This is a genomic window from Ammoniphilus oxalaticus, assembly GCF_003609605.1.
GTDB classification, from domain to species: Bacteria; Bacillota; Bacilli; order Aneurinibacillales; family RAOX-1; genus Ammoniphilus; species Ammoniphilus oxalaticus.
This window is the reverse complement of the sequence record NZ_MCHY01000006.1, coordinates 169,922-190,943: the sequence shown is the minus strand read 5'-3', so window position 1 is coordinate 190,943 and position 21,022 is coordinate 169,922. Positions and strand designations below refer to the sequence as shown.

Genomic DNA, 21,022 nt, shown 5'->3' with positions numbered 1-21,022 from the left:
TCTCGGCCAACACTTATCACTTCGATGCGCCCAGTTTATTTTCTGTGCCCTTAATTAGGCGCGCAATATTCTCATGATGACGGACAAAGCCGAGCGCGGCAATCGCCAACGTCGTTAACACATACGGCCCAGGATCGCCATGAATAAACATTAATATCGGCGCCAATGTAAAAAAGACAAGTGAACCAAGCGATACATAACGCGTTAAAAAGATGACGATCACGGTGACGACAACGGCCCAGATAAATACGAAAAATGAAAGCGAAGCGATGACGCCAACCGTTGTCGCCACACCTTTACCTCCGCGAAAACCAAAGAAAACCGGCCAATTATGCCCGAGTATCGCCGCTAATCCCGCCAGCGCGACCGCGGTTGCGTTTCCGTCCGCAATCAACGACGCTAGTCCAACCGCAACGATCCCTTTTAGCGCGTCCAATAGCAGCACAAGGATTCCCGCGCCTTTGCCTAACACCCGCAACGTATTCGTGGCGCCCGCATTGCCGCTGCCATGCTGTCGAATATCGATCCCCGCTACCCGCTTGGCAATAATAAAACTAAAGCTAATCGAGCCTAAAAGGTAGCCGATCAGCGCAGCCACCCAGATGATCATGTTTGTTCCCTCTCCCTTATACGCGCTCTTATCCCGCCCGCCGCATCACCTTTAATTTTCTGATTTATTTCTGACGATGATGCGAATCGGTGTCCCTTCAAACGGGAACGCTTCTCTAATTCTATTCTCTAAATAACGTTGATATGAAAAGTGCATCAATTCTGTATCATTCACAAACAAAACAAACGTCGGCGGTTTGACCGACACTTGCGTCGCATAGTTGATCCGCAATCTGCGCCCTTTATCTGATGGCGGCGGGGTGACTGTTGTCGCCTCTTGGATCAAGTCATTCAACACGTGCGTTGGAATCCGCATCGCATGCTGGTCAGACACCTCTTGCACTTTTGGCAAAATTTGTTGAATCCGTTGGGTCGTTTTCGCTGACACAAATAATATCGGCGCATAACTCAAAAACAAAAATTCATCCCGAATTTTCTGTGTAAACTGGTGAAAAGTTTTATCGTCCTTTTCTAACGCATCCCATTTGTTGACGACGATAATCGCCGCTCGCCCCGCCTCATGGGCGTAACCTGCGATCCGCTTGTCCTGCTCAATGATCCCTTCTTCCGCATTGATAATCGTCAAGCAAACGTCTGAACGTTCAATCGCTCGCAAGGCTCGCAGCACACTATACTTTTCTGTCGACTCATACACTTTGCCGCGTTTACGCATCCCCGCCGTATCGATGATCACAAATTCCTGATCATCTTGGGTGAGCATCGTATCAATCGCATCCCGTGTCGTCCCCGCAATTTCACTGACAATGACCCGTTCTTCGCCAAGCAAAGCGTTTACTAACGATGACTTCCCCACATTTGGTCGCCCGATCAACGAAACGCGAATCACTTCCTCATTATACTCCTCGTCCGCTTTAACCGGAAAATGTTTAATGACCGCATCTAATAGATCGCCAATCCCGAGTCCGTGCGTACTAGAGACTCCGATCGGCTCATCAAATCCTAACGAATAAAATTCATAAATGTTGCCCATTCGCTCCGGGTTATCCGCCTTATTAACCGCTAATACGACCGGTTTTTGCGAACGATACAACATTTTCGCCACTTCTTCATCGGTGCTCGTAATGCCCGTTGTCGCATCGACCACGAACACGATCACATCCGCCTCATCAATCGCTAATTCCGCTTGATAACGAATATGATCTAACAGCTCATCATGGTCATCGAACGCAATTCCACCCGTATCGATGAGATGAAAGTGATGATCCAGCCATTCGGACATACTGTAAATCCGGTCCCTTGTCACACCGGGTACGTCTTCCACGATCGAGATCCTTTCCCCTACGATCCGATTAAACAATGTTGATTTGCCCACATTTGGCCTGCCGACGATGGCCACAACTGGATTAGCCATATATATCCAACCTCACTTTCAAGCCTTTATATTACTTGATTTCTTCTATTCTTGCAATGCTTGTCGATTTTGCTCGTTTTCTTCGAAATACAGTCGGCCACTTTCCAAAGCCAAGAAGATACCGAGTCACCGCCAATCCACAGGCGCTTATCCACCACACATCCTGAAAAAAAGCGGAACCGAGCAACATCGATCCGGTTTTTTGCCAGTTAAAAAGTTGTAAACAAAGATCGCTAAGAGCTAAACCGAGCGCCAGTAAAATCCATTGATGGGACAACCTTTGGGCCGTTACAAATAACAGCAGGATCGTAAAGCCCGCCACGAGCCATTTTTCATTGGTAAACATGAGAATCGGATCTAAACGAAACAATAGCTGCATAAGAAAAATGGAGACGCCGATCAAAATACTTGCCGTCGCAAGCTGGACCCGATGTTTAGCGCTTGCTTCTTTAATCCACAAGTAAGCGGCAACGATAATCGGCAGAAAAAAAGGAATGACCCTCACATGACCCGCAAAAAAGGGAAGGATCCACCACGAACTAAACAGACTCAATCCCGTAAAAAGCAGCATGGCGGAATTTGGGAAAAAACGATGTCGCCGAAAAAAACGATCCAACCAACCACTCCAAATCACAATTAATAAACACCACATGGCGATTAACGCCAAATAACCATCGTTCAACGAATAAGCCTCCTCATAAACTCACGCGTAACGTATAAGATCTCTTATCCTCATTATTCCTCATTTGAATCGTGTCAAAACAAAAAGGTCTGAAAGGATTTCAGACCTAAGGTTGTTTCTTCGGTTGATCCGCCACGACATAGCGAAAAGTTAGCTTATCTTGAACCGGGATCCAGGCCCCGACCCCTTTTTGCGTCACATTTTTAATGATCAACTTTTTTTCTCCGCCGCTAATATTTAAGTACACTTCGCCATACGTCACCGTTCCTCGCTCACTAGCAGCTGGGGTGAACGCTTGCAAATAGCCGACTTTTTTGGCTGGCACTTTTAGCATCGTATCATGTTTCGTCCCTCTGCCAATCGTGCTTTTAAACGCTAAATTTAATTTTGTATTTTCTTTCGCTTTTGCAATCATTAATTTTTTAACATCATCTTCGGCAAACACTTCCGTCGTTAACCCGCCTGTAGCTGTAAATTCCTCATTTTGCTCATACGATAACTCAACGAGATCTGTGCCGCCACGGTTATCTGCGTGATTGATGTTTACTTGTTTGTACTCCCAGTTTAACGACGTTTCCTTCGACTCATAATTCAGCGCCCAGTTTCCTAGATAGATATTCGCCCGAAAACCGACCGCCAGTTTCGATGATTGGATCGTCGATTCATTTAAAAGTCGGATCAGGTTCGGATTAGCGATGGAATAGTCCGTCGTTTTAAACAGTTCAAGCGCCGTTGGACTGGGTTGCACATACTCCGGGTCCATATCTGGATTCGGGTACGTGTTGTGTCTCGAAATATCTTTGACAGTATCCGGGATTTTCACTTGCTTCTCTTCTTTCGCCGCTACTGAATGATGCGCGCCCAACCCGACAGGCGCCAACTGAATCATACACATCGCCACGAAAACAATGAGGTACTTCTTGACCATACTTACCCTCCTCTTCGGTGATCATTAGATAGTATGGTCGATCATTGCCTAAATAAAAATGGAGATTGCAGGTAAAAGGAACAGTTCGTCATAGGACTAGACATCTTTTTCATAAACTAATAATAACAGCCCAGCTTGCGGGCGCGTAAAGGAGGTGACAGACAACAATGGCTTTTTACACCATGGTAGTAAACCTCTTCGGAATCAAATTGCTTAAAAATGGGGAAGGAAATTTCTTTATTAAATTAGGCAAGGGAAGAATCCGACCGATTCGTTCTTAAGGCATGCAGGGCAGGTTAGAGAAACAGGCGTGGGAATTTCCATGCCTGTTTTTTCTGTTTAGGGTGGCAAAAGGCGATGGGGCGTGTGGGTGGACGGGCGGACTGTGAGGCGCATGAGGCGCGAGTCGGTGCGGTCATATGGCTGTGGGGACTTCTCTAACGGGAGATACGACCGCTACAGACGGGAGAACGCGCCGGGCGGAGATGCAACGGGAGATTAGTCCACTACACGAGGATAAAGGGAGATTCACGGTCGGAGCATGAGCGCAACGGGAGATACGACCGCTACAGACGGGAGAACGCGCCGGGCGGAGATGCAACGGGAGATTAGTCCACTACACGAGGATAAAGGGAGATTCACGGTCGGAGCATGAGCGCAACGGGAGATACGACCGCTACAGACGGGAGAACGCGCCGGGCGGAGATGCAACGGGAGATTAGTCCACTACACGAGGATAAAGGGAGATTCACGGTCGGAGCATGAGCGCAACGGGAGATACGACCGCTACAGACGGGAGAACGCGCCGGGCGGAGATGCAACGGGAGATTAGTCCACTACACGAGGATAAAGGGAGATTCACGGTCGGAGCATGAGCGCAACGGGAGATACGACCGCTACAGACGGGAGAACGCGCCGGGCGGAGATGCAACGGGAGATTAGTCCACTACACGAGGATAAAGGGAGATTCACGGTCGGAGCATGAGCGCAACGGGAGATACGACCGCTACAGACGGGAGAACGCGCCGGGCGGAGATGCAACGGGAGATTAGTCCACTACACGAGGATAAAGGGAGATTCACGGTCGGAGCATGAGCGCAACGGGAGATACGACCGCTACAGACGGGAGAACGCGCCGGGCGGAGATGCAACGGGAGTTTAGCCCACTACACGAGGATAAAGGGAGATTCACGGTCGGAGCATGAGCGCAACGGGAGATACGACCGCTACAGACGGAAGAACGCGCCAGGCGGAGATGCAACGGGAGTTTAGCCCACTACACGAGGATAAAGGGAGATTCACGGTCGGAGCATGAGCGCAATGAGGACAATCACCCAGAGTTAGTTGTCAAAACTTCACTTAAAACGCTGCTGCTCTCCAACTCCCCTTCACTTGCTGCTCCATCATCGGCCGCCTCACCTCGCGCGCATCCATTCCACCATCCACGACGCCTAACACACCTTCTTCCCCAATCAAAAAAAGGGTGACCAAGGAACTTATCTTTCCTGGACAACCCTTTTTAAGATCGTTGACTATACGCGGCGCAGTCGATACCGCGCATGGTCGCCCAATGATACGTGTCACCGCTGATGACGACGGGCTGGGCGCCCATTTGTTCAAGCCTGTCCACTCCGAGCGCGGTCATCACAATCCGTAATTGATGATGCAGCTGCTCGATAGCGAGCAACGCTTCTTTTTCCGTCGCTTGCAAAGCGAGTTTCAAAAAATAGCCGGCCATGCCAACACCTTTGGCCCCTATGGACAGCGCTTTGGCTATTTCTAGGCCGTTGCTAATCCCGCCTGTCGCAATGATGTCGACTCCCTCCCGTAAGGGAGCAACCTCAAGAAGACTTTGCGTCGTATTCAATCCCCAATCGTGAAACATATCCAAACGATCCACTCTGCGTTCATTTTCTATTTTGGCGAAATTTGTTCCGCCAGAACCGCCAATATCAAGCGCCGCAATACCGAGAGTGGCTAATTTTTCCGCAGCCTTAAAATCGATTCCAAAGCCGACCTCTTTAATCATAACTGGGCACGGCGCGGCTTCAACAATCGCTTCGATCCGCTCTAATACGCCGCGAAAATCACGGTCCCCTTCCGGCATAATCAGCTCCTGCATCACATTCAAATGAATCTGCAACATATCCGCTTCTATCATTTCCACCGCTTGCAACGCCTGAGCGACGGTCGCTTCCGCCCCCAAATTAGCCATTAGAATCCCATTCGGATTCAGCTGGCGGGCAACCGTATACGATTCAATTGTTCGCGGATCCTTGATAGCGGCCATCTGTGAGCCAACAGCCATCGCAAGACCACACTCTCTAGCGAAAATTGCTAGCTTTCGATTGACTTCGGCCGTCTCATGCGCGCCGCCTGTCATCGCATTAATAATAATCGGCGAACTAAAAGAAAGTCCGCCGATTACAGTGTTTAATGATGTTAAAGAGAAGGCTGATTCTGGGATACAGTTATGAACAAACTTCACGTCCTCAAAACCATGCCGCCCGCTTAGTCCCGTTTGGTACGCGAGCTCAATATGTTCTTTTTTCCGTGAAGTTCTTTGCATAGCTTGCCCTCGCTCTTATTGTTTTAACTTTCTTGCTAAATCGCCTAGGCGATCTCCGATCGTAACGCCCATTCCACCGCTGCTTGGTTCTGGTTCGTAGTTGGAAACTTCACTCGATCCGCCGCCGCGATCTTCGTATTGTTCGCTTTCCACCTCACGGATGCTCAAGCTAATGCGTTGTTCTTCTTGGTTAATGTCCAGCACCTTAACTTGAACTTCTTGCCCTTCTTGCAATACTTCTTGCGGGCTGCCGATATGGCGATTGGATATTTGAGAAATGTGCACAAGACCTTCAACGCCAGGAGCCACTTCAACAAACGCGCCAAAGTTTACTAATCGTTTTACCGTTCCTGTTACAACGCTATCAACTTCTAGCTTATCGCCAATCGTTTCCCACGGTCCAGGTTGGGCTTCTTTCATGCTCAAGCTGATGCGCTCGTTTTCTTTATCTACCTTTAGTACTTTCACTTTCACTTGGTCGCCTTCACTCACCACATCGGAAGGTGTTTCAACGCGCTCCCAAGATAGCTCAGAAATATGCACGAGTCCGTCAACGCCGCCGACATCTACGAACGCTCCAAAATCAGTGAGACGCTGAACCGTACCGTCGATAACCGCGCCCTCTTCAAGTTCTTCGTACACTTTTCCTTTTGCATGGTCCGCTTCTTCTTCTAACACAGCGCGATGGGATAAGATTACTTTATTTTTTTCTTGATCGAGTTCGATCACTTTCAATCGTAATTCGCGACCTTTGTAATCAGAAAAGTCCTCGACAAAATGGCGTTCTACATGTGAAGCAGGAATAAATCCTCGAACACCTACATCCACGACTAAACCGCCTTTTACGACGTCTGCTACTTCAGATTCAAAAATCGTTCCTTCTTCAAACTTTGTTTGAAGCGCTTCCCACGCCTTTACAGCGTCGACCGCTTTTTTCGAAACGATGACTTCATCTTTCTCATCGTTAATCTTTGTTACTTGGACAGTTAATTCTTCACCTTCTGCGATCACATCAGCAACTTTCTCTATATGTAGACTAGAAACTTCACTGATCGGAAGAATCGCTTCCGTTTTATGTCCAATATCTACTAAAGCTTGTTTAGCGTCAATCTTTGTTACCGTTCCTGTTAAGGTTTCCCCTACCTCGATCGTTCTTACTTCCGCGTTTTGCATTTCATCAGCCATTGACCATTCCTCCTTATTTGTCAACAAAAACTTAAAAAACCATCATTTTTTATGTGAATTAAATGATTGCTATTATTAGGTAATCTTTAGTATGAACAGTTTGACGCAATTGATTCAGGTCGACGCGACCTGCCATCTATTCTCTCGAGGTGTTACGGATGAGGAGAGTCGGTTTGCTTCCGATAGAGATCGACGATTTTCTCGACCGCTTGCTCAATCGAAAGTCCTGATGTGTCCAACACGACCGCATCGTCGGCGCATTTCAAAGGAGATGCTTTCCGTTCACTGTCCATTTTATCACGTTGGGCAATTTCTAATTTGAGTTGTTCCAGATCGGGTTGATACCCTTTCTCTACCCACTCTTTGAATCGTCGTTTCGCCCTTTCTTCGATGGACGCGGTTAAAAACACTTTAATCTCCGCATCGGGTAAAACACGTGTGCCGATATCGCGTCCGTCCATTACCACATGTTGTTGCTCCGCTAACTGTCGCTGCTGTTGGACCATTTGTTCACGAATCTTGGCATGTTTGGCCACAGCGGATACGTGACGGGTTACTTCCGGTCGACGAATCTCGTTGGTTACTTCTCGGTTTCCAATCAATACAAGCTGTCCATGTGACTGCTGCTCCAATGAAATCGCGCTGGCATCGAGCAACTTAAGCAGCGCCTGTTCGTCCTCTGGAGAAACCTGCTGTTCAATCGCAAGCCAAGTGAGCGCGCGATACATAGCGCCTGTATCAATATAGGTAAAGCCAAGTTGTTTCGCTACGAGCTGGGCTACAGTGCTCTTGCCTGCGCCAGCAGGTCCGTCAATTGCAATCTTCATTCTCTATCCCTTTCTAGCCATAGAAAAAAGCAGGAAATTCTGCCTGCTTATATGCTCAAAATTTATTCGATTACGTCGATAAAAGAATATGCTGATCAAGAGCCTCAGACCGAAGAACAAATTGCAGCATCTATTTAATTATCACTACTAACATAGTAACACAGTCTGCCTCAAGATGCAATGCCTTCCAGTTTTTCAACTTCCACGATCCAACTCCGAAAAGTGTCAACGCGCAACAATGTTTGTGTTAAAACGAGGGATAGCAATAGAATGAAGATTGCAACGACGAGCCATCTTTCAATAGAAACGGAAAACTTGATAAACTTTTCATCGTAACTCGGATATTTACTTCTTCGCATTGGGCGCACCTCCGTCTTTACAGTATGCCCAGCAACAAATTGCTTTATGTAAAAAAATGGCGTTGAAACATCGATGTTTCAACGCCATTTTTCAGCTGATGTCACGCTTGATCGGGCCTGATTCCATCTAACTTTTCGACCGTCACTTCCTCGCCGCTTTTAGCGTCGATAAACACTCTATAGGCCTCTTCGCCTAACCAACCGACATATTCGTAGCATAATGTTTCTTGATTACGGTCATTAAGCACAACCGCTAAGCGACTTTCTTGCACATGTAAATTCGGATTGACTTCTTTTCTCGCTTGCTCCTTCGTAAGCGCGGGCTTACTCAACTTACGATCTTGTTTATGGTTAAATACATAGTCTTCCGCCTGGAATCCAACGACATTGCCTGTGTCGAGCGCTACTTGCAACGTCATCAGTTCAGGGTAAATGCGAGCCCCGTCTTCCGTATGAACATACGTAATAACCGCTAGATTTCCGTATTGTTCTTGCGTCATCGCCTCCATGTTCTCGAACTGATGCGCTTTTAAAAATTCATCCGCCCGTTGTTGCGCCTGAGGTAAATCAAGCTGCGGGTTTTTAACGTCCCGATTATCCAGCAACCAAACAACATGTCCACCTTTTTTCGTAATATCTAGATTGATCTCATGCTCTTCTTTGCCGCGTGGTTTGATCGTCACGCTGTATGCTTGATACGTATTCCCTTTACCTGTTTTTTCTACTTTAATATCGGCGTCACGCTCATTGATCCCCGTAAATTTCATCGCGACTTGCCTTGCCTGTTGTTCGTTTATCGGCTTACCTTTTATGTTTTTATCATCTTTTTGCTTCTCTAACTGCAACATATTAACACTCGGCCCAAAATCAAGATCAGCGTACTCATCTACCACTTTATCGGCCGTTTTATCAATCGTTTTGAAACCTTCCACAATGGTATTGTCACCCAAATTTCCGCTATCCTGAGCCGATGCTAACGACAGCTCTACATCCATCCAACGTAGTTGCTGTCCAAGCACTTTGTCCTGCACGTTTCGTAATTCTCCTTGTATTTTCGATGCTTGCTGATGATACATTTGCAATTTTTGAATCTCTTTTTCATTTAAGGGTTCTTTATCGAGGTCACGAATTGCCGCCCGATAGGAAAAGTCACCGATATCCGCCAAAAATTGCTCTGTTTTGCTAAATGGCAGTAATGATAAAGGTAGTTGTCCCACATCGGAACGAGCTAGTGAGCTGATCCGCCACACATTACTCAACGTTCCATCGATTTGCCTTCTAGAGTTGATTGCCATTGTTTTTCCTAATTCGTCTTGCAATTGATCCATATGAAACGCAAGATCATGGAACGCTCGCTGATACTGGTTTTCCGCCTTGATTAACACTCTGTTTTTATCTTGATTTTCCTGATATCCCCACACCCCAAGACCGATCGTCGCCACGGCTAAAATCGGCGTTAAGACACGGGCTATCTTACCGTACACCATAACCTTCACTCCTTAACGTATTAAATAAATGCGATTGTAAAAGAAAGCTTGCTCTCCTTCCTGCTTTTTCCGTTGCCAGCTATTGACGTTAATGGTCTTATTGTGGTTTTTATTGAGCGGCTTTATGCAAAACGAAAAAGATCGTTCTTTATCGCGGCAAACAGCAACTTGCCCCATAAAAAACGATCTCATTTCAGCTCATAGGTTATTGTGATAGTTCATTAAAAATCTATCTCTTGAATCTCAAAATCTCGCTCATTGTTGCACAGGCATTGCTTAAAACCCGTTTCTACTTGACCCGCCCGTCCCTTTTTTCCAACAAGCGTATACTTTTCACCACATAAATTGCAGCGGATCATCACTTTTTGGCGATCTTTATGCAGCAACATCGCGCTACTCCTCCTTTCTCTATTTGTAGATTGTTGTCCTTTATTTTGCCCAATATGGCCTCATTTTAGACAGATCATCATGTCAGCCGATTTTTTGGTTTATACTGAAACTATGCGCAAAAGGAATCTGAGGGGGTTGAGAGATGAGCAAGACGATCATTGTCGAGACGGGTGGAACGATTGCGATGGCGGCAGATCCGCTCAGCGGAGCAGTCAAACTGCAAGACAAACGTCCATTGCATGCTATTTTACCGCAGCTGCAAGCGTTTGGAACGATTGAAATGGATGATTATCGAAACGCGCCGAGCGCCCATATGACTCCGCCTTTGATGTTAGCGTTGGCTAAGCGGGTGGAAGCTCATTTGCAACAAGAGGATGTGACAGGCGTTGTCGTCACACATGGAACAGATACGTTGGAGGAAACGGCCTATTTTTTAGAGCTCGTGGTCGATTCTAGGAAGCCAATCGTTGTGACCGGAGCGATGCGAGCGAGCAATGAGCTCGGGGCGGATGGTCCGTTGAACCTGGTAAACGCCGTACAAGTCGTTGTGGATCCAGCAAGTGTCGATCGCGGCGCCGTCGTCGTTTTTAATGGGGACATCTACGCCGCTGCGGAAGTGAACAAAGTTCATACCGGCAGCCCCGCTGCTTTTCAATCGGAATACGGTCCGATCGGCGCAATCGCCTATAATCAAGTTCGTTATTGGCGACAAGCGCCGCAGCAACGACGTCTGTTTGCCGCGGCAGAGTTGAAAACGAACATTCCATTGGTTGCCGCTACCACGGGGATGCAACCAGAATGGCTCTCCTATCTATTGGATGACACGATCGATGGCGTCGTAATTGAAGCGCTTGGCAAAGGGAACCTACCGCCTGCGATGCTGCCGACGTTAGCGGCAATGCGACAACAAGGTAAACCCGTGATCATCGCTTCCCGCTGTCCACTCGGGTTGGCTGAACCTGTTTATGATTACGAGGGCGGCGGAGCGGAATTAGCGCGATTGGGTTGCTTGTTTAGCGGTCGCTTAAGCGGACCAAAAGCAAGACTGAAGCTGATGCTCGCGTTGGCCTGCGAGGCCAATCACGAGAACCTGCAAACCCTTTTCCCTGAATAAAAACAGAGACGGTCTAAAGCGAGCGTCGCAAGTGAACGCAGCCTAAAGACCGTCTTTTTTTAAGTGGATGACAGAATTCGGAAGATCGCTTTTTGTTTATCAAACTCGAAATGCAACGCGCCGAGCGTGCCGTTCCGATTTTTCTTCAAGTAAAGCGAAACCTTTTCTTTTCGTTCTTCTTCCCTCTCGTCTGCTTCCTCTGTCGCTAGTCGCAACGTTAAGATGACATCCGCCGCAGCCTCCACCGAACCGCTCATCGGATGGCGATGAATCTGTTCGGGAGCAGCGACAACGATCGGAGTATCCCATTGGCGTGACCATTGGTGCAACGCATAGGACACGAGCGCATAATTTTGTTGGACGATTCGCCCCTCTTTGTCGCGGTAGGGAATACGCAACAAATGATCAATAAATACAATTGGCGCCCGCCCAATCGTCTGCTTGATCCGCTCGATATAATCTTCTACCTCGGGCAGCATTGTATCGACGCCGCCTTCAAACGTCCACATATTTTTCGCTAGTTTCGCGTAATTTTGATTGGCTTGATTGACCTGTTCCAACGGGACTTGCCCCGCAATCACTTGCTTGGGCGCCACCCCAAGCAAGCGGGCGATGCTGCGGGCCCACAACTCAAACCCTGTCATATCCCATGACACATACACGACAGGGGTATCCTCGGCGGCAATGTAGTCGGCCATCTGGCGCAGCAACATCGATTTGCCAATCGAACCTTCTCCGGTAAATAAATAGAGGCCAGTCCGCAACCCCCCGACCAACTTTTCATCTAACTCGCTAAATCCAGTCGAAATGCCGGGCGATTCACCGTGATGCCGTTTTTGAAATTCTTCCAAAAAAACGACGAGATTGCGAGCATCTGCGGAAACAGGCGTTTTCAGTGATTCGTCAACAATGTCTTTGAGTAGTTTTCGAAACGCTTCGGGCGGATTTTTTACCTGGACGAAAAAATGATTAATATCGCGAAATCCCTCAGGCAAAAAGACGGTATACGTTTCCCGAGCGACTTCCTGCAAAAGCCCTGCGATCCGATTGCTTTCCCTGCGGCCCTTGTCATCATTTGGATAACAGATGAACACCCGTTTATCCGCCAACTTTTTCGCGTGGGCTTCCTTAAAAGTGGAATCTAACAGACTCAACGTCGGTAAATCAACCTGTTCTAAAGAAAGCGCATCAAACACATTTTTACACAATAAAACATCTTCGGAATGGGATAAGATTTGTTCATTATAAAAAACATCCCCGCGCCCGACTAACGCTTTGTATTTTGGTTTTGCGCCATTGATGCCGCGACCAATTAAATCAACGAGCAATCCATTCGCATCGCGAACCGGAAAAACAAGACAATTTGTAAAGTAACCGCCTAACTTTCCTTGCGGCGTATAAAAACCAATTTGGAAAGGTTCAAAGCCCAATTCAAATTTTTCAGCTGTTTCGGCCTTTATGCCGCGTCGCCGCAAATAGTCTGTTGCCTCTCTCGTCAAGCCTTTGCGATAATACTGCAACAGTTTCGTTAAATCGTCACTCGAAACACGCCGCGGCAAGCTAGCGCCGAAATCGTCTTTTTGAAGGTCCATAGGCAACTCCCCTTTCGGAGTGTAAACAAAAGACGCGTATGTGACATACGCGTCTTTTGTTCTATCCTATGATAGGTGTTTACTCGAAATGCTCACATAATTGTTCAACCGCATTCTCGCCAATCACCAGCTTGCCGTACTCCGCCAGTACATATTTTGTAACCGTAGAAGCCTCGCCATATTCCGATAATAGAGCGATCACTGTATTGTACAGAGATTGATTCTCAAGATCCAGCTCATCTAGAACTAAATAATAACGTTCATTGTATCCGTAAATCTTTCCGCCTTCTGTTAACACCTCGCGGACTCGATGACAAGCATCTATTAAGTATTCGAAATCTTGGAAGTAGTAAATTACGTCATCACTTTCTTCCAATGTAACCTCCATTTCATAAATGTCGTCATCATATTCGTTATCATCCATAAAGGATGTTTGGCTTCTTCCTCTTGTTACAATCACTACCATCCCTTGCGCTGGCAAAGCGAACACTTCAACGGCTACAGGCCCGATGACCTCAAATCCTAATTCCTCATAGGCATGCTCCATCATGTCGTTGAACAAATCATGGACCTTTGGGATGTCACGCCAGATGTCCTCTTTTTCTATGCCTCTTTCGTGTAAATCATCAAATGTTAAGAAAATCCTTATTTTGTCCTGACCAAGGCGCTCAACACGCATTTTCCGACCCTCCCCTTGCCAATCCGGTAGTACTATAGGTTATGAAATATAGCTTTTTTATGTTCTGGATTGAAATCTATAATTGTCACTATGATACCATGTCCCAGCTTCATAGAACAACCTATATTGTTTCTGAGCTGTATTCCCACCTGCTAAACACTATATTCTATGCGCCAACTCGGGTCAACTGAACCTCCTTTTGCCTTTCGTTCTAAAACGATGGGCTGGCGCTTATGCTGAAGGTAGGACCAAAAGAGGACAATCTTAAAAAAGGAGCCTGATCATACATGCGTCAAAAAGGACTCGCTCTCATTTTCTGTTTCTGGTTCATGATAGTAACCGTCGCTTGTACCGCGGTAAATTCAGAAGCGCCGCAAGCCACTGTTGAATCGTCGGAAAACAACGTCAATCCTCAGCCCAACGTTGAACAAAAACAAACAGCCTATTATGTAGATTCAGGATTGTTTAAAATTCATGCGGTAAATGATTCGGAGAAGGTTGGTGAAGCAGAAAAAATCGCTTTGCTTACGTTTGATGATGGACCCAAAGGGATCGTCACCACTGAAATTCTTGACATTTTGGACAAGTATGAAGCGAAGTCACTCTGGTTTGTTAGCGGCTTTAATTACGGCGTCTCAATCGATCAACCAGATCCCGCCAAAGCGGACCGTTTTCGGACCCTTGTCAAAGAAATTCATCAACGCGGGCACTTGATTGGTAACCACACCTGGTCACACGCCAACTTACGACAACTAAGCGCGGAGGAGCAAAAACGGGAAATCGCGTCGATGAATCAACTGCTTGAAGAGATTACCGGCGAGCCTGTTCGCTTTTTTCGTCCCCCCTTTGGCGCGGATACGGATGTTCAAAAGCTATATATGAAAGAAGCAGGTATGCAGACGATGAACTGGTCCGTTGGTTCTCTTGACTGGGAGCTAAAAGAGGCGGAGCAAGTTGTGGAGCAGGTTGTCTCGACCATTCACCCTGGCGCCAACATTTTGATGCACGATCTGCCCATTCAAGTGGAAGCGCTAGACACCATTCTCGCCCAGTTGCGCGAAATGGGCTATCGCTTTATGTTGCCGACCGAGCTAGAGCCGTCTCTAGCAGAGAGTTGAAGAGGCTAAGCATTTGGGAGCCGAAGGCGATGAGCGGAAATCAGCCCGCGATATACAGCGGGTTATAAGCGAGGGACGCGAGAGTGGATCTAGTGCGGAAACGACGGTGTTTTGAGATCCGACAGGTTCGGCGACCAGCCACCCAAATGTCGGATTCTAACGGGAGTTGAAGCCCTTGCAGCGAAACAGAAACGATAAAACGCGCTCTAACGGGAGTAGAGACCTTTACAGCGCAAAGCGGGCCCATTATGGATACGGTCATTTACTCTAACGGGAGTTGAGGCCCTTGCAGCGAAACAGAAACGATAAAACGCGCTCTAACGGGAGTTGAGACCTTTACAGCGCAAAGCGGGCCCATTATGGATACGGTCATTTACTCTAGCGGGAGTTGAGACCCTTGCAGCGAAACAGAAACGATATAGCTCGCTCTAACGGGAGTAGAGACCTTTACAGTGTCGCTGAAAAGGTTTTAAAAAGAACAAAAGCAGGCGTCCGCCTGCTTTTACATATTTTATATTCGACGCCAATCCGCGCGCGTTTTCACGGTGGGACCCCTTGCAATCACATTACCTTTAAGTGGAGTTTCGACAACTATAGTCTGATTTCGCTGGAACATCCTCGTTATAAGTGAACTTTTGACAATTACGAAGGTTCGTCAATTCACACGAATAATCGGCTCTCCGCCACCAAGCCCCGCCGTGTTACTCTTGAAGTTCACGCAACGCCATTTTTAACCGCTTTTTTCTGCGCGCCGAGAATAAATAACGACTTACATCATAAATTGCCATTCCCCCACCAAGCAGCCCCGCCGCTAACGGATAGCTTAACACGATGAGACTGAGGATCCACAACCCTAATAGTAAGTGGGTCAACCCAAATATCCGTTGCGACTTACGCGCTACACCGACGGCGCCAAACAACTGTTTTCCATATTTGAGCGTCACCATCCGAATCAACACCAGCGCCGATAGAAAACAAAACAAAGACAACAGCAGATGCAACGGTTTGAAAAATATAAATGTGGCCCAGTCACTCATTGCGGATAAGGAATGATTTAATGTAGGAAAAAATTTGCCCGACAAAATAAACAAGCCCCAAGCGAATACGAGCGTAATGAGATCGATTAAAAACAAGCTTTCCTCCCCCTTCATTGAGTATTTATGACTTAACGAAGGGGGTTATGCCAGCCGTCGGCTTAAAATTATGACCGTTTGGCAATCGTAAAATTATCCTCCAGCAAAAGCCAGTTTTGCGGGAACGACAAGCCTAATTTCCAATAACTAATCCCTCGCAAGCCTAACCGCTTCACGAGATCAAATTTTGCCTGGATCGACCGCGCGTCTTCAAACCAAACTTGGTGTTGTTTGCTTTCCTCATCATAATAAGTAAAATGGGGCGCTTGCGCCTGCTCGTCATATTCAATCGCCGCCTGTTGCTCGCGAGCCAAACGAATGGCCGCTTGCGGGCTGAGCGCGCGAGCAAACGCTCCACCTGGCTGATAAGGCAGCGTCCAGTCATAACCGTACAAATTTTGACCCATCATGACTTTATTGGCGGGCATCTCGCTCAACGCATAGCGCAGCACTTGCTCAACCGGGCCGATTGGCGAAACAGGCATCGGCGGACCGCCGCTCCACCCCCACTCATAGGTCATGATGATCGAAAAGTCGACAATTCGACCATGCGCCGCGTAATCGTGAGCCGTATACCATTCTCCCGTTTGCCCCGCGCTCGTTTTCGGCGCCAACGCCGTCGAAATCAACCAACCTTGTCTATGAAACAAGTCGGCAGCGCGTCGTAAAAATTGATTATACGATTCTCGATCGTATTCATATAATCGTTCGATATCAAAATGAATATCGCGGAACCCGAGCCGCCGAGCCGTCTCCGTAATCGTATTCAAAAGACGATCCTGAACTTGCTGATTCGTTAAAACAAGATGAGCCAATTCAGGGCTAAATTGGTCATTTTCTTGATTTGTGATCACCATCATCAAAGTAACGTTTTGCTCTTCCGCAATCTGTCGGAGGTTGTCAAGCGGCGGGGCTTGAAGACTCCCATCGCGACGGATCTGAAAACTAAACGGAGCCAAATAAGTTAAATGAGGCGCCGCTTCGCTGGCGCTATTTTGCAACCCTTCCGAAACCGCCATTCCACGCGGTTCCACATACGCATTGACTTCGATCGAACGTTTTGGACGCTTCGGAATCAAGAGCCGTTGACCGACCGCCAGCGAAGCCGTCAAAGCGATCTGATTCGCTATTGCCAACTGTCGCGGATGAATTCCAAAACGCCGCCCAATCAAAAACAAACTATCGCCGGGTTGAACAATGTAATACCCTCCAGCAGGAGTTGGAATGACCAACGCCTGCCCGACAACGAGCGTCTGAGTTGGATCTAGTTGATTTGCCGTAGCAATCGCCGCAACCGTCGTCTGGTAGGTTTGAGCGATTGTGTATAGCGACTGTCCCGTTCGCACCACATGAATCTGCATCACGCGCATCTCCCTTTTTATACATTTAACCTGTTAGGCATATGTACCACATTATTCCATTCATCCTAAAAAGGTACGCTTTTTTCTCCACTCAAAAAAAGGACTGTTTCAGTCCCTTGCTGAAACAGTCCTCAATCCATCGTTGGTTCATCAATCTCATAGTTATATCCTTGTTCGATTAAAAAAAGCTGTCGCTTTTGAGCCCAGTCTTCCTCTTTCGTTCCTTTTGAAACGATGGTGTAGAAATAGGAACGGTTATTTCCCTGTTTTGGGCGCAGCACGCGGCCTAAGCGTTGAGCTTCCTCTTGTCTCGAACCAAAAGCGCCGGACACTTGAATGGCAACGCTCGCGTCAGGCAAATCCACCGCAAAATTAGCCACTTTAGAAACGATTAAACAAGAGAACCGCCGCTCCCGAAACTGCTGGTATAGCCGCTCGCGTTCCGTGTGGGGCGTCTTGCCTGTTATGACTGGCGCCCCCGTCGCTTCCCCTAATTGTTCCAATTGATCTACATATTGTCCAATAATGAGCACTTGCTCATCCGCATGCCGTTCCAACAATTGTTTAACGACCGTTTCTTTTAGCGGGTTTTCCGCGGCAATCCGATTTTTACGTCTTGACTCGGCATACACATACTTTTCCCGTAAGGCGAACGGCAACCGAATCCGAATTTCAGCGCAACTGGCCGTCGCCAGCCATCCCTGCTGCTCTAATTCCTTCCACGGCATATCAAACCTTTTTGGCCCAACGAGCGTGAACACATCTTCTTCGCGACCGTCTTCACGCACAAGTGTAGCGGTCAACCCCAGCCGCCGTTTCGCTTGAATATCCGCAGCCAATCGAAAAATGGGAGCGGGTAACGTGTGAACTTCATCATAGACGATGAACCCCCAATTTCGCTCATTAAACAATTCCATATGGGCAAAACCTTTGTCCTTGCTCGCCCGATGCGTTAGCATTTGATATGTCGTTACGGTAATCGGCTTAACCTGTTTATAATCTGAACTATATTCGCCAACTTGCTCTTCGCTCAAATCCGTCTTGTCTAAAATCTCGCGAATCCATTGTCGAACTGATGTAACGTTCGTCGTCAGCACGAGCGTCTCCATCCCAATTTTCGCCATGGCGGCAATGCCGATTACTGTTTTTCCCGCGCCGCACGGCAACACGAGTACCCCATTGCCTCCAAACACAGATCCGCCAACATAATACGATTCAACCGCCTGCTCCTGGTAATCTCGCAATTCCGCTTTGAGCGCGATCGGTAATCGAGTACCTTCCACATAACCCGCAATGTCCTGGGTCGGATAGCCGAGCCGGATCAATTCCTGTTTGATGACACCACGAGCAAACGGCATGACTTCTACTTGATGTTCTGTCCGCTCCTCTCCAAAAAAAGATCGCAAGTCGCGGTATTGCAATACTTCTGTTAAAAGCAGCCGATCCTTACATGTCAAAAAAAGCTTGTCCCCTCGTTGTTCAATCCGCAATAATCCATAACGCGCTGTATAATCCCGAATTGCGCTTAATAATGCTTCTGGCGCGCCATACTTTGCATATTGTTGCAAAATCGCGCAAATTTGTTCCGCATTGAGACCAGCTGCTGCCGCATTCCACAAACTTAACGGCGTGATTCGATATGTATGAATATATTCCGGGCTTTTGATCAACTCTGTAAAGGGGGAGATGGCGTTACGCGCCTCCTCAAAAAGAGGATGCGTCGCTTCCAACAAAATCGTGCGATCACTTTGGGCAATTAAAGGATTGTTCAGATTAAATTCCATATTGCGCCCTCCTTCTTACATTACTCAAATATTGGAAAAACAATAGCAGACAAAAGGGGTGGTCTGAACAGTTTAGATAATGGTCTCTTATAACGAATCACTAAACTCCCAAGAATGAAAGCGCTTACCTAGTTTCTCCATGAAATTACAGACAAATTAATTCAAAAAAATTGACGATACGTCTTGATATTTTTCCGAAACAAGTCTAGAATGAAAAGTGACAAAGATATAAAAATTCATAAATTATTCACAAATTATTCAAGCAATAGTGATACTTCATCACTAAATAGGACAGAGGAGGTCTTTATAAGATGGCTAAGTATACTTGGGTGGAGAAAGAAACTTGCATTGCATGTGGCGCTTGTGGAGCTGCTGCTCCTGACATTTACGATTACGATGATGAAGGTATCGCTTTCGTAACGATCGATGATAACACGGGAACTGCTGAAATTCCAGAAGTTCTTTGGGAAGATATGGATGACGCGTTGGACGGTTGCCCAACAGATTCCATCAAGATTCAGGACGAACCGTTCAATTTTGACTAATCTTTAAAATATACAAATACAAAGGACCCGAATGGGTCCTTTTTCTTATGCTTCAGGTTCCCCCGCTTTAAAACCCAATCACGCGCCAACACAACCAAGCGATCAATCCGCCCGCCGCTGAGCTGAGCAAGTTAACCGCATCATTGTTACATCCGCCGACTCCTCTAATTCGCCGCGTCTTCGCTCCACAATGCTCGCACCTTTCGGTTTCCCCGCCGCAAATTGAACAGCCATACATCAATTGGACCGTTGCTCCGAGAACACTATCGATCAGCGCCCCAAGCAAACCGCTCAGGAGTCCAATCCATAGCCAAAAGAGTTGCCATCCATTTTCTGCTAAGATCAACTGAAACAACGAGGCAAACAGACCAATCCAAAGTCCCCCCAACGCGGTTCCGAGCGTGCCCCAAACACTGATCCCCCCTGAGGTCCCTTTTTCGACCAGACGTCCCGTAAGAATATGCCGAGGCTTCCCGCGCGATAACACGCCTAACTCTGTGCCCCATGTATCCGCATTGACCGCCGCGATCACACCAACGTAAGCGACCATCCATGGTAACGTATCCATGGACGCCGCGGCAAACCACACAAACAATGTCCCTAACCCGCCATTTGCAAGCACCTGCATCACATCACGCTGTCCGGTCTTCTCAAAAAGATCTTTAGCTACAACATCTTTCTTCTGTTTCTTTAACCTAGAAAGGGCGCTCGAACTGATAAAAAAAGTAAGCAGCAACCCATACCAAAAGAGTGAACCGAACGCGTACACATTCGTCCCGACAACGATGGCCGCAACCGCTCCACTTTTTGACAACGACCGTTTCTGATAGGCAAAAGCGGCGATCAAAAAGCTAAAAAGAAAGCCCGATAAAAGCGAGATCATCATTCTTGTTCTTCCGCGCTTTCAGCGTCGTTTTGCTCCAACAACATCGCGATCGCTGCCATCCCACCTTCCACATTAATTGTTCGAGCATAGCCAAGATGAACGAGATAGTTCGTCACATGCAAGCTTCTCACTCCGTGGGCGCAAACAATATATAAATCCTGCTCTTTGGACAATTGTTCCAGATTTTCAGGAATCGTATTCATCGGAATTAAGCAAGCTTGCTCGAGATGAATCATATCCCACTCATGCTGTTCACGCACGTCGATAATTTTAGACTGCTTTAATCCGTCTTTTTTGTAAAGCGCAACAAAATCGGACGCGCTGATATTGTGTGATTCCATGGCTTCAATCTCCTTCTTTTAAAAAAACATTTCGTTTTATTGTAACATATTGAAGCGTCCG

General features: G+C 47.2%; 21 protein-coding genes. 3 read left to right on the top strand and 18 right to left on the bottom strand.

From position 1 onward, the window contains the following. Positions 1-16: 16 nt before the first annotated feature. The 11 genes from plsY to BEP19_RS17505 all read right to left on the bottom strand — a co-directional run bounded on the left by plsY (position 17) and on the right by BEP19_RS17505 (position 10,407). The gene (gene plsY / locus BEP19_RS03025) at positions 17-607 is read right to left on the bottom strand and encodes a glycerol-3-phosphate 1-O-acyltransferase PlsY (RefSeq protein WP_120188716.1); all 591 of its coding nucleotides are present in this window, start codon (positions 605-607) and stop codon (positions 17-19) included. 54 nt (positions 608-661) lie between these two features. Continuing rightward, positions 662-1,981 carry a ribosome biogenesis GTPase Der gene (gene der, locus BEP19_RS03020; RefSeq protein ID WP_120188359.1) on the bottom strand — a complete coding sequence of 440 codons (1,320 nt, stop codon included), beginning with the start codon at positions 1,979-1,981 and terminating at the stop codon, positions 662-664. 31 nt (positions 1,982-2,012) lie between these two features. Continuing rightward, complete coding sequence (locus BEP19_RS03015; protein ID WP_120188358.1) at positions 2,013-2,663, bottom strand: YphA family membrane protein; 651 nt, start codon at positions 2,661-2,663, stop codon at positions 2,013-2,015. Positions 2,664-2,769: 106 nt separating this feature from the next. After that, positions 2,770-3,591 (bottom strand): YfkD family protein, encoded by an 822-nt coding sequence (locus tag BEP19_RS03010; protein ID WP_120188357.1) that lies wholly within the window; start codon positions 3,589-3,591, stop codon positions 2,770-2,772. 1,359 nt (positions 3,592-4,950) lie between these two features. Continuing rightward, positions 4,951-5,082 (bottom strand): hypothetical protein, encoded by a 132-nt coding sequence (locus BEP19_RS18090; protein WP_281269260.1) that lies wholly within the window; start codon positions 5,080-5,082, stop codon positions 4,951-4,953. A 28-nt stretch (positions 5,083-5,110) separates the two neighbouring features. Beyond that, complete coding sequence (gene fni / locus BEP19_RS03005) at positions 5,111-6,160, bottom strand: type 2 isopentenyl-diphosphate Delta-isomerase (RefSeq protein ID WP_120188356.1); 1,050 nt, start codon at positions 6,158-6,160, stop codon at positions 5,111-5,113. A 15-nt stretch (positions 6,161-6,175) separates the two neighbouring features. Further along, positions 6,176-7,345: a 30S ribosomal protein S1 gene (gene rpsA, locus BEP19_RS03000; protein ID WP_120188355.1), complete on the bottom strand. Its 1,170-nt coding sequence runs from the start codon at positions 7,343-7,345 to the stop codon at positions 6,176-6,178. A 152-nt stretch (positions 7,346-7,497) separates the two neighbouring features. After that, positions 7,498-8,172 (bottom strand): (d)CMP kinase, encoded by a 675-nt coding sequence (gene cmk / locus BEP19_RS02995; RefSeq protein ID WP_120188354.1) that lies wholly within the window; start codon positions 8,170-8,172, stop codon positions 7,498-7,500. A gap of 170 nt (positions 8,173-8,342) precedes the next feature. Next, positions 8,343-8,531, bottom strand: coding sequence for a hypothetical protein (locus tag BEP19_RS02990; RefSeq protein ID WP_120188353.1), 189 nt, complete (start codon positions 8,529-8,531; stop codon positions 8,343-8,345). 101 nt (positions 8,532-8,632) lie between these two features. Then, positions 8,633-10,018 (bottom strand): germination protein YpeB, encoded by a 1,386-nt coding sequence (gene ypeB, locus BEP19_RS02985; RefSeq protein WP_120188352.1) that lies wholly within the window; start codon positions 10,016-10,018, stop codon positions 8,633-8,635. A gap of 221 nt (positions 10,019-10,239) precedes the next feature. Continuing rightward, complete coding sequence (locus BEP19_RS17505; protein WP_170145226.1) at positions 10,240-10,407, bottom strand: hypothetical protein; 168 nt, start codon at positions 10,405-10,407, stop codon at positions 10,240-10,242. 143 nt (positions 10,408-10,550) lie between these two features. Between BEP19_RS17505 and BEP19_RS02980 the strand changes: the two genes are divergently transcribed. Further along, on the top strand, positions 10,551-11,522 hold the full coding sequence (locus BEP19_RS02980) for an asparaginase (RefSeq protein WP_120188351.1): 972 nt from the start codon (positions 10,551-10,553) through the stop codon (positions 11,520-11,522). 59 nt (positions 11,523-11,581) lie between these two features. Here the strand turns inward: BEP19_RS02980 and BEP19_RS02975 are convergent, their stop codons facing one another. Together BEP19_RS02975 and BEP19_RS02970 are read right to left on the bottom strand one after the other, a co-directional pair. Further along, positions 11,582-13,114, bottom strand: a complete 1,533-nt coding sequence (locus BEP19_RS02975; RefSeq protein WP_120188350.1) for a DnaB-like helicase C-terminal domain-containing protein — start codon at positions 13,112-13,114, stop codon at positions 11,582-11,584. Between the two features lie 79 nt (positions 13,115-13,193). Further along, a complete protein-coding gene (locus BEP19_RS02970) occupies positions 13,194-13,793 on the bottom strand; it encodes a genetic competence negative regulator (RefSeq protein WP_120188349.1) in 600 nt (199 codons plus the stop codon). Between the two features lie 287 nt (positions 13,794-14,080). On the opposite strand from BEP19_RS02970, the gene BEP19_RS02965 reads away from it, so the two are divergent. Then, positions 14,081-14,911 carry a polysaccharide deacetylase family protein gene (locus BEP19_RS02965; RefSeq protein WP_120188348.1) on the top strand — a complete coding sequence of 277 codons (831 nt, stop codon included), beginning with the start codon at positions 14,081-14,083 and terminating at the stop codon, positions 14,909-14,911. Between the two features lie 701 nt (positions 14,912-15,612). Here the strand turns inward: BEP19_RS02965 and BEP19_RS02960 are convergent. From BEP19_RS02960 to BEP19_RS02950, 3 genes are all read right to left on the bottom strand, one after another. Next, a complete protein-coding gene (locus BEP19_RS02960; protein ID WP_120188347.1) occupies positions 15,613-16,044 on the bottom strand; it encodes a hypothetical protein in 432 nt (143 codons plus the stop codon). 68 nt (positions 16,045-16,112) lie between these two features. Further along, on the bottom strand, positions 16,113-17,405 hold the full coding sequence (locus tag BEP19_RS02955; RefSeq protein ID WP_120188346.1) for a glycoside hydrolase family 18 protein: 1,293 nt from the start codon (positions 17,403-17,405) through the stop codon (positions 16,113-16,115). Positions 17,406-17,536: 131 nt separating this feature from the next. Beyond that, positions 17,537-19,189, bottom strand: coding sequence for a DNA repair helicase XPB (locus BEP19_RS02950; protein WP_120188345.1), 1,653 nt, complete (start codon positions 19,187-19,189; stop codon positions 17,537-17,539). Positions 19,190-19,500: 311 nt separating this feature from the next. On the opposite strand from BEP19_RS02950, the gene BEP19_RS02945 reads away from it, so the two are divergent. Continuing rightward, entirely contained in the window at positions 19,501-19,734 is a 234-nt protein-coding gene (locus BEP19_RS02945; protein ID WP_120188344.1) for a ferredoxin, read from the top strand. Positions 19,735-19,801: 67 nt separating this feature from the next. On the opposite strand, the gene BEP19_RS02940 is transcribed toward BEP19_RS02945, so the two are convergent. After that, complete coding sequence (locus tag BEP19_RS02940; RefSeq protein ID WP_342767384.1) at positions 19,802-20,620, bottom strand: DUF92 domain-containing protein; 819 nt, start codon at positions 20,618-20,620, stop codon at positions 19,802-19,804. Then, entirely contained in the window at positions 20,617-20,961 is a 345-nt protein-coding gene (locus BEP19_RS02935) for a rhodanese-like domain-containing protein (RefSeq protein ID WP_120188343.1), read from the bottom strand. The genes BEP19_RS02940 and BEP19_RS02935 overlap by 4 nt, the downstream gene beginning before the upstream one ends. Between the last annotated feature and the right edge of the window lie 61 nt (positions 20,962-21,022).

Bases quoted from the DNA above. Each gene is read 5' to 3' on its own strand.
- der (WP_120188359.1), bottom strand. From the start codon at position 1,981: ATGGCTAATCCAGTTGTGGCCATCGTCGGCAGGCCAAATGTGGGCAAA.
- BEP19_RS03010 (WP_120188357.1), bottom strand. From the start codon at position 3,591: ATGGTCAAGAAGTACCTCATTGTTTTCGTGGCGATGTGTATGATTCAG.
- fni (WP_120188356.1), bottom strand. From the start codon at position 6,160: ATGCAAAGAACTTCACGGAAAAAAGAACATATTGAGCTCGCGTACCAA.
- rpsA (WP_120188355.1), bottom strand. From the start codon at position 7,345: ATGGCTGATGAAATGCAAAACGCGGAAGTAAGAACGATCGAGGTAGGG.
- cmk (WP_120188354.1), bottom strand. From the start codon at position 8,172: ATGAAGATTGCAATTGACGGACCTGCTGGCGCAGGCAAGAGCACTGTA.
- BEP19_RS02990 (WP_120188353.1), bottom strand. From the start codon at position 8,531: ATGCGAAGAAGTAAATATCCGAGTTACGATGAAAAGTTTATCAAGTTT.
- ypeB (WP_120188352.1), bottom strand. From the start codon at position 10,018: ATGGTGTACGGTAAGATAGCCCGTGTCTTAACGCCGATTTTAGCCGTG.
- BEP19_RS17505 (WP_170145226.1), bottom strand. From the start codon at position 10,407: ATGTTGCTGCATAAAGATCGCCAAAAAGTGATGATCCGCTGCAATTTA.
- BEP19_RS02980 (WP_120188351.1), top strand. From the start codon at position 10,551: ATGAGCAAGACGATCATTGTCGAGACGGGTGGAACGATTGCGATGGCG.
- BEP19_RS02975 (WP_120188350.1), bottom strand. From the start codon at position 13,114: ATGGACCTTCAAAAAGACGATTTCGGCGCTAGCTTGCCGCGGCGTGTT.
- BEP19_RS02970 (WP_120188349.1), bottom strand. From the start codon at position 13,793: ATGCGTGTTGAGCGCCTTGGTCAGGACAAAATAAGGATTTTCTTAACA.
- BEP19_RS02965 (WP_120188348.1), top strand. From the start codon at position 14,081: ATGCGTCAAAAAGGACTCGCTCTCATTTTCTGTTTCTGGTTCATGATA.
- BEP19_RS02955 (WP_120188346.1), bottom strand. From the start codon at position 17,405: ATGCAGATTCATGTGGTGCGAACGGGACAGTCGCTATACACAATCGCT.
- BEP19_RS02950 (WP_120188345.1), bottom strand. From the start codon at position 19,189: ATGGAATTTAATCTGAACAATCCTTTAATTGCCCAAAGTGATCGCACG.
- BEP19_RS02945 (WP_120188344.1), top strand. From the start codon at position 19,501: ATGGCTAAGTATACTTGGGTGGAGAAAGAAACTTGCATTGCATGTGGC.
- BEP19_RS02940 (WP_342767384.1), bottom strand. From the start codon at position 20,620: ATGATGATCTCGCTTTTATCGGGCTTTCTTTTTAGCTTTTTGATCGCC.
- BEP19_RS02935 (WP_120188343.1), bottom strand. From the start codon at position 20,961: ATGGAATCACACAATATCAGCGCGTCCGATTTTGTTGCGCTTTACAAA.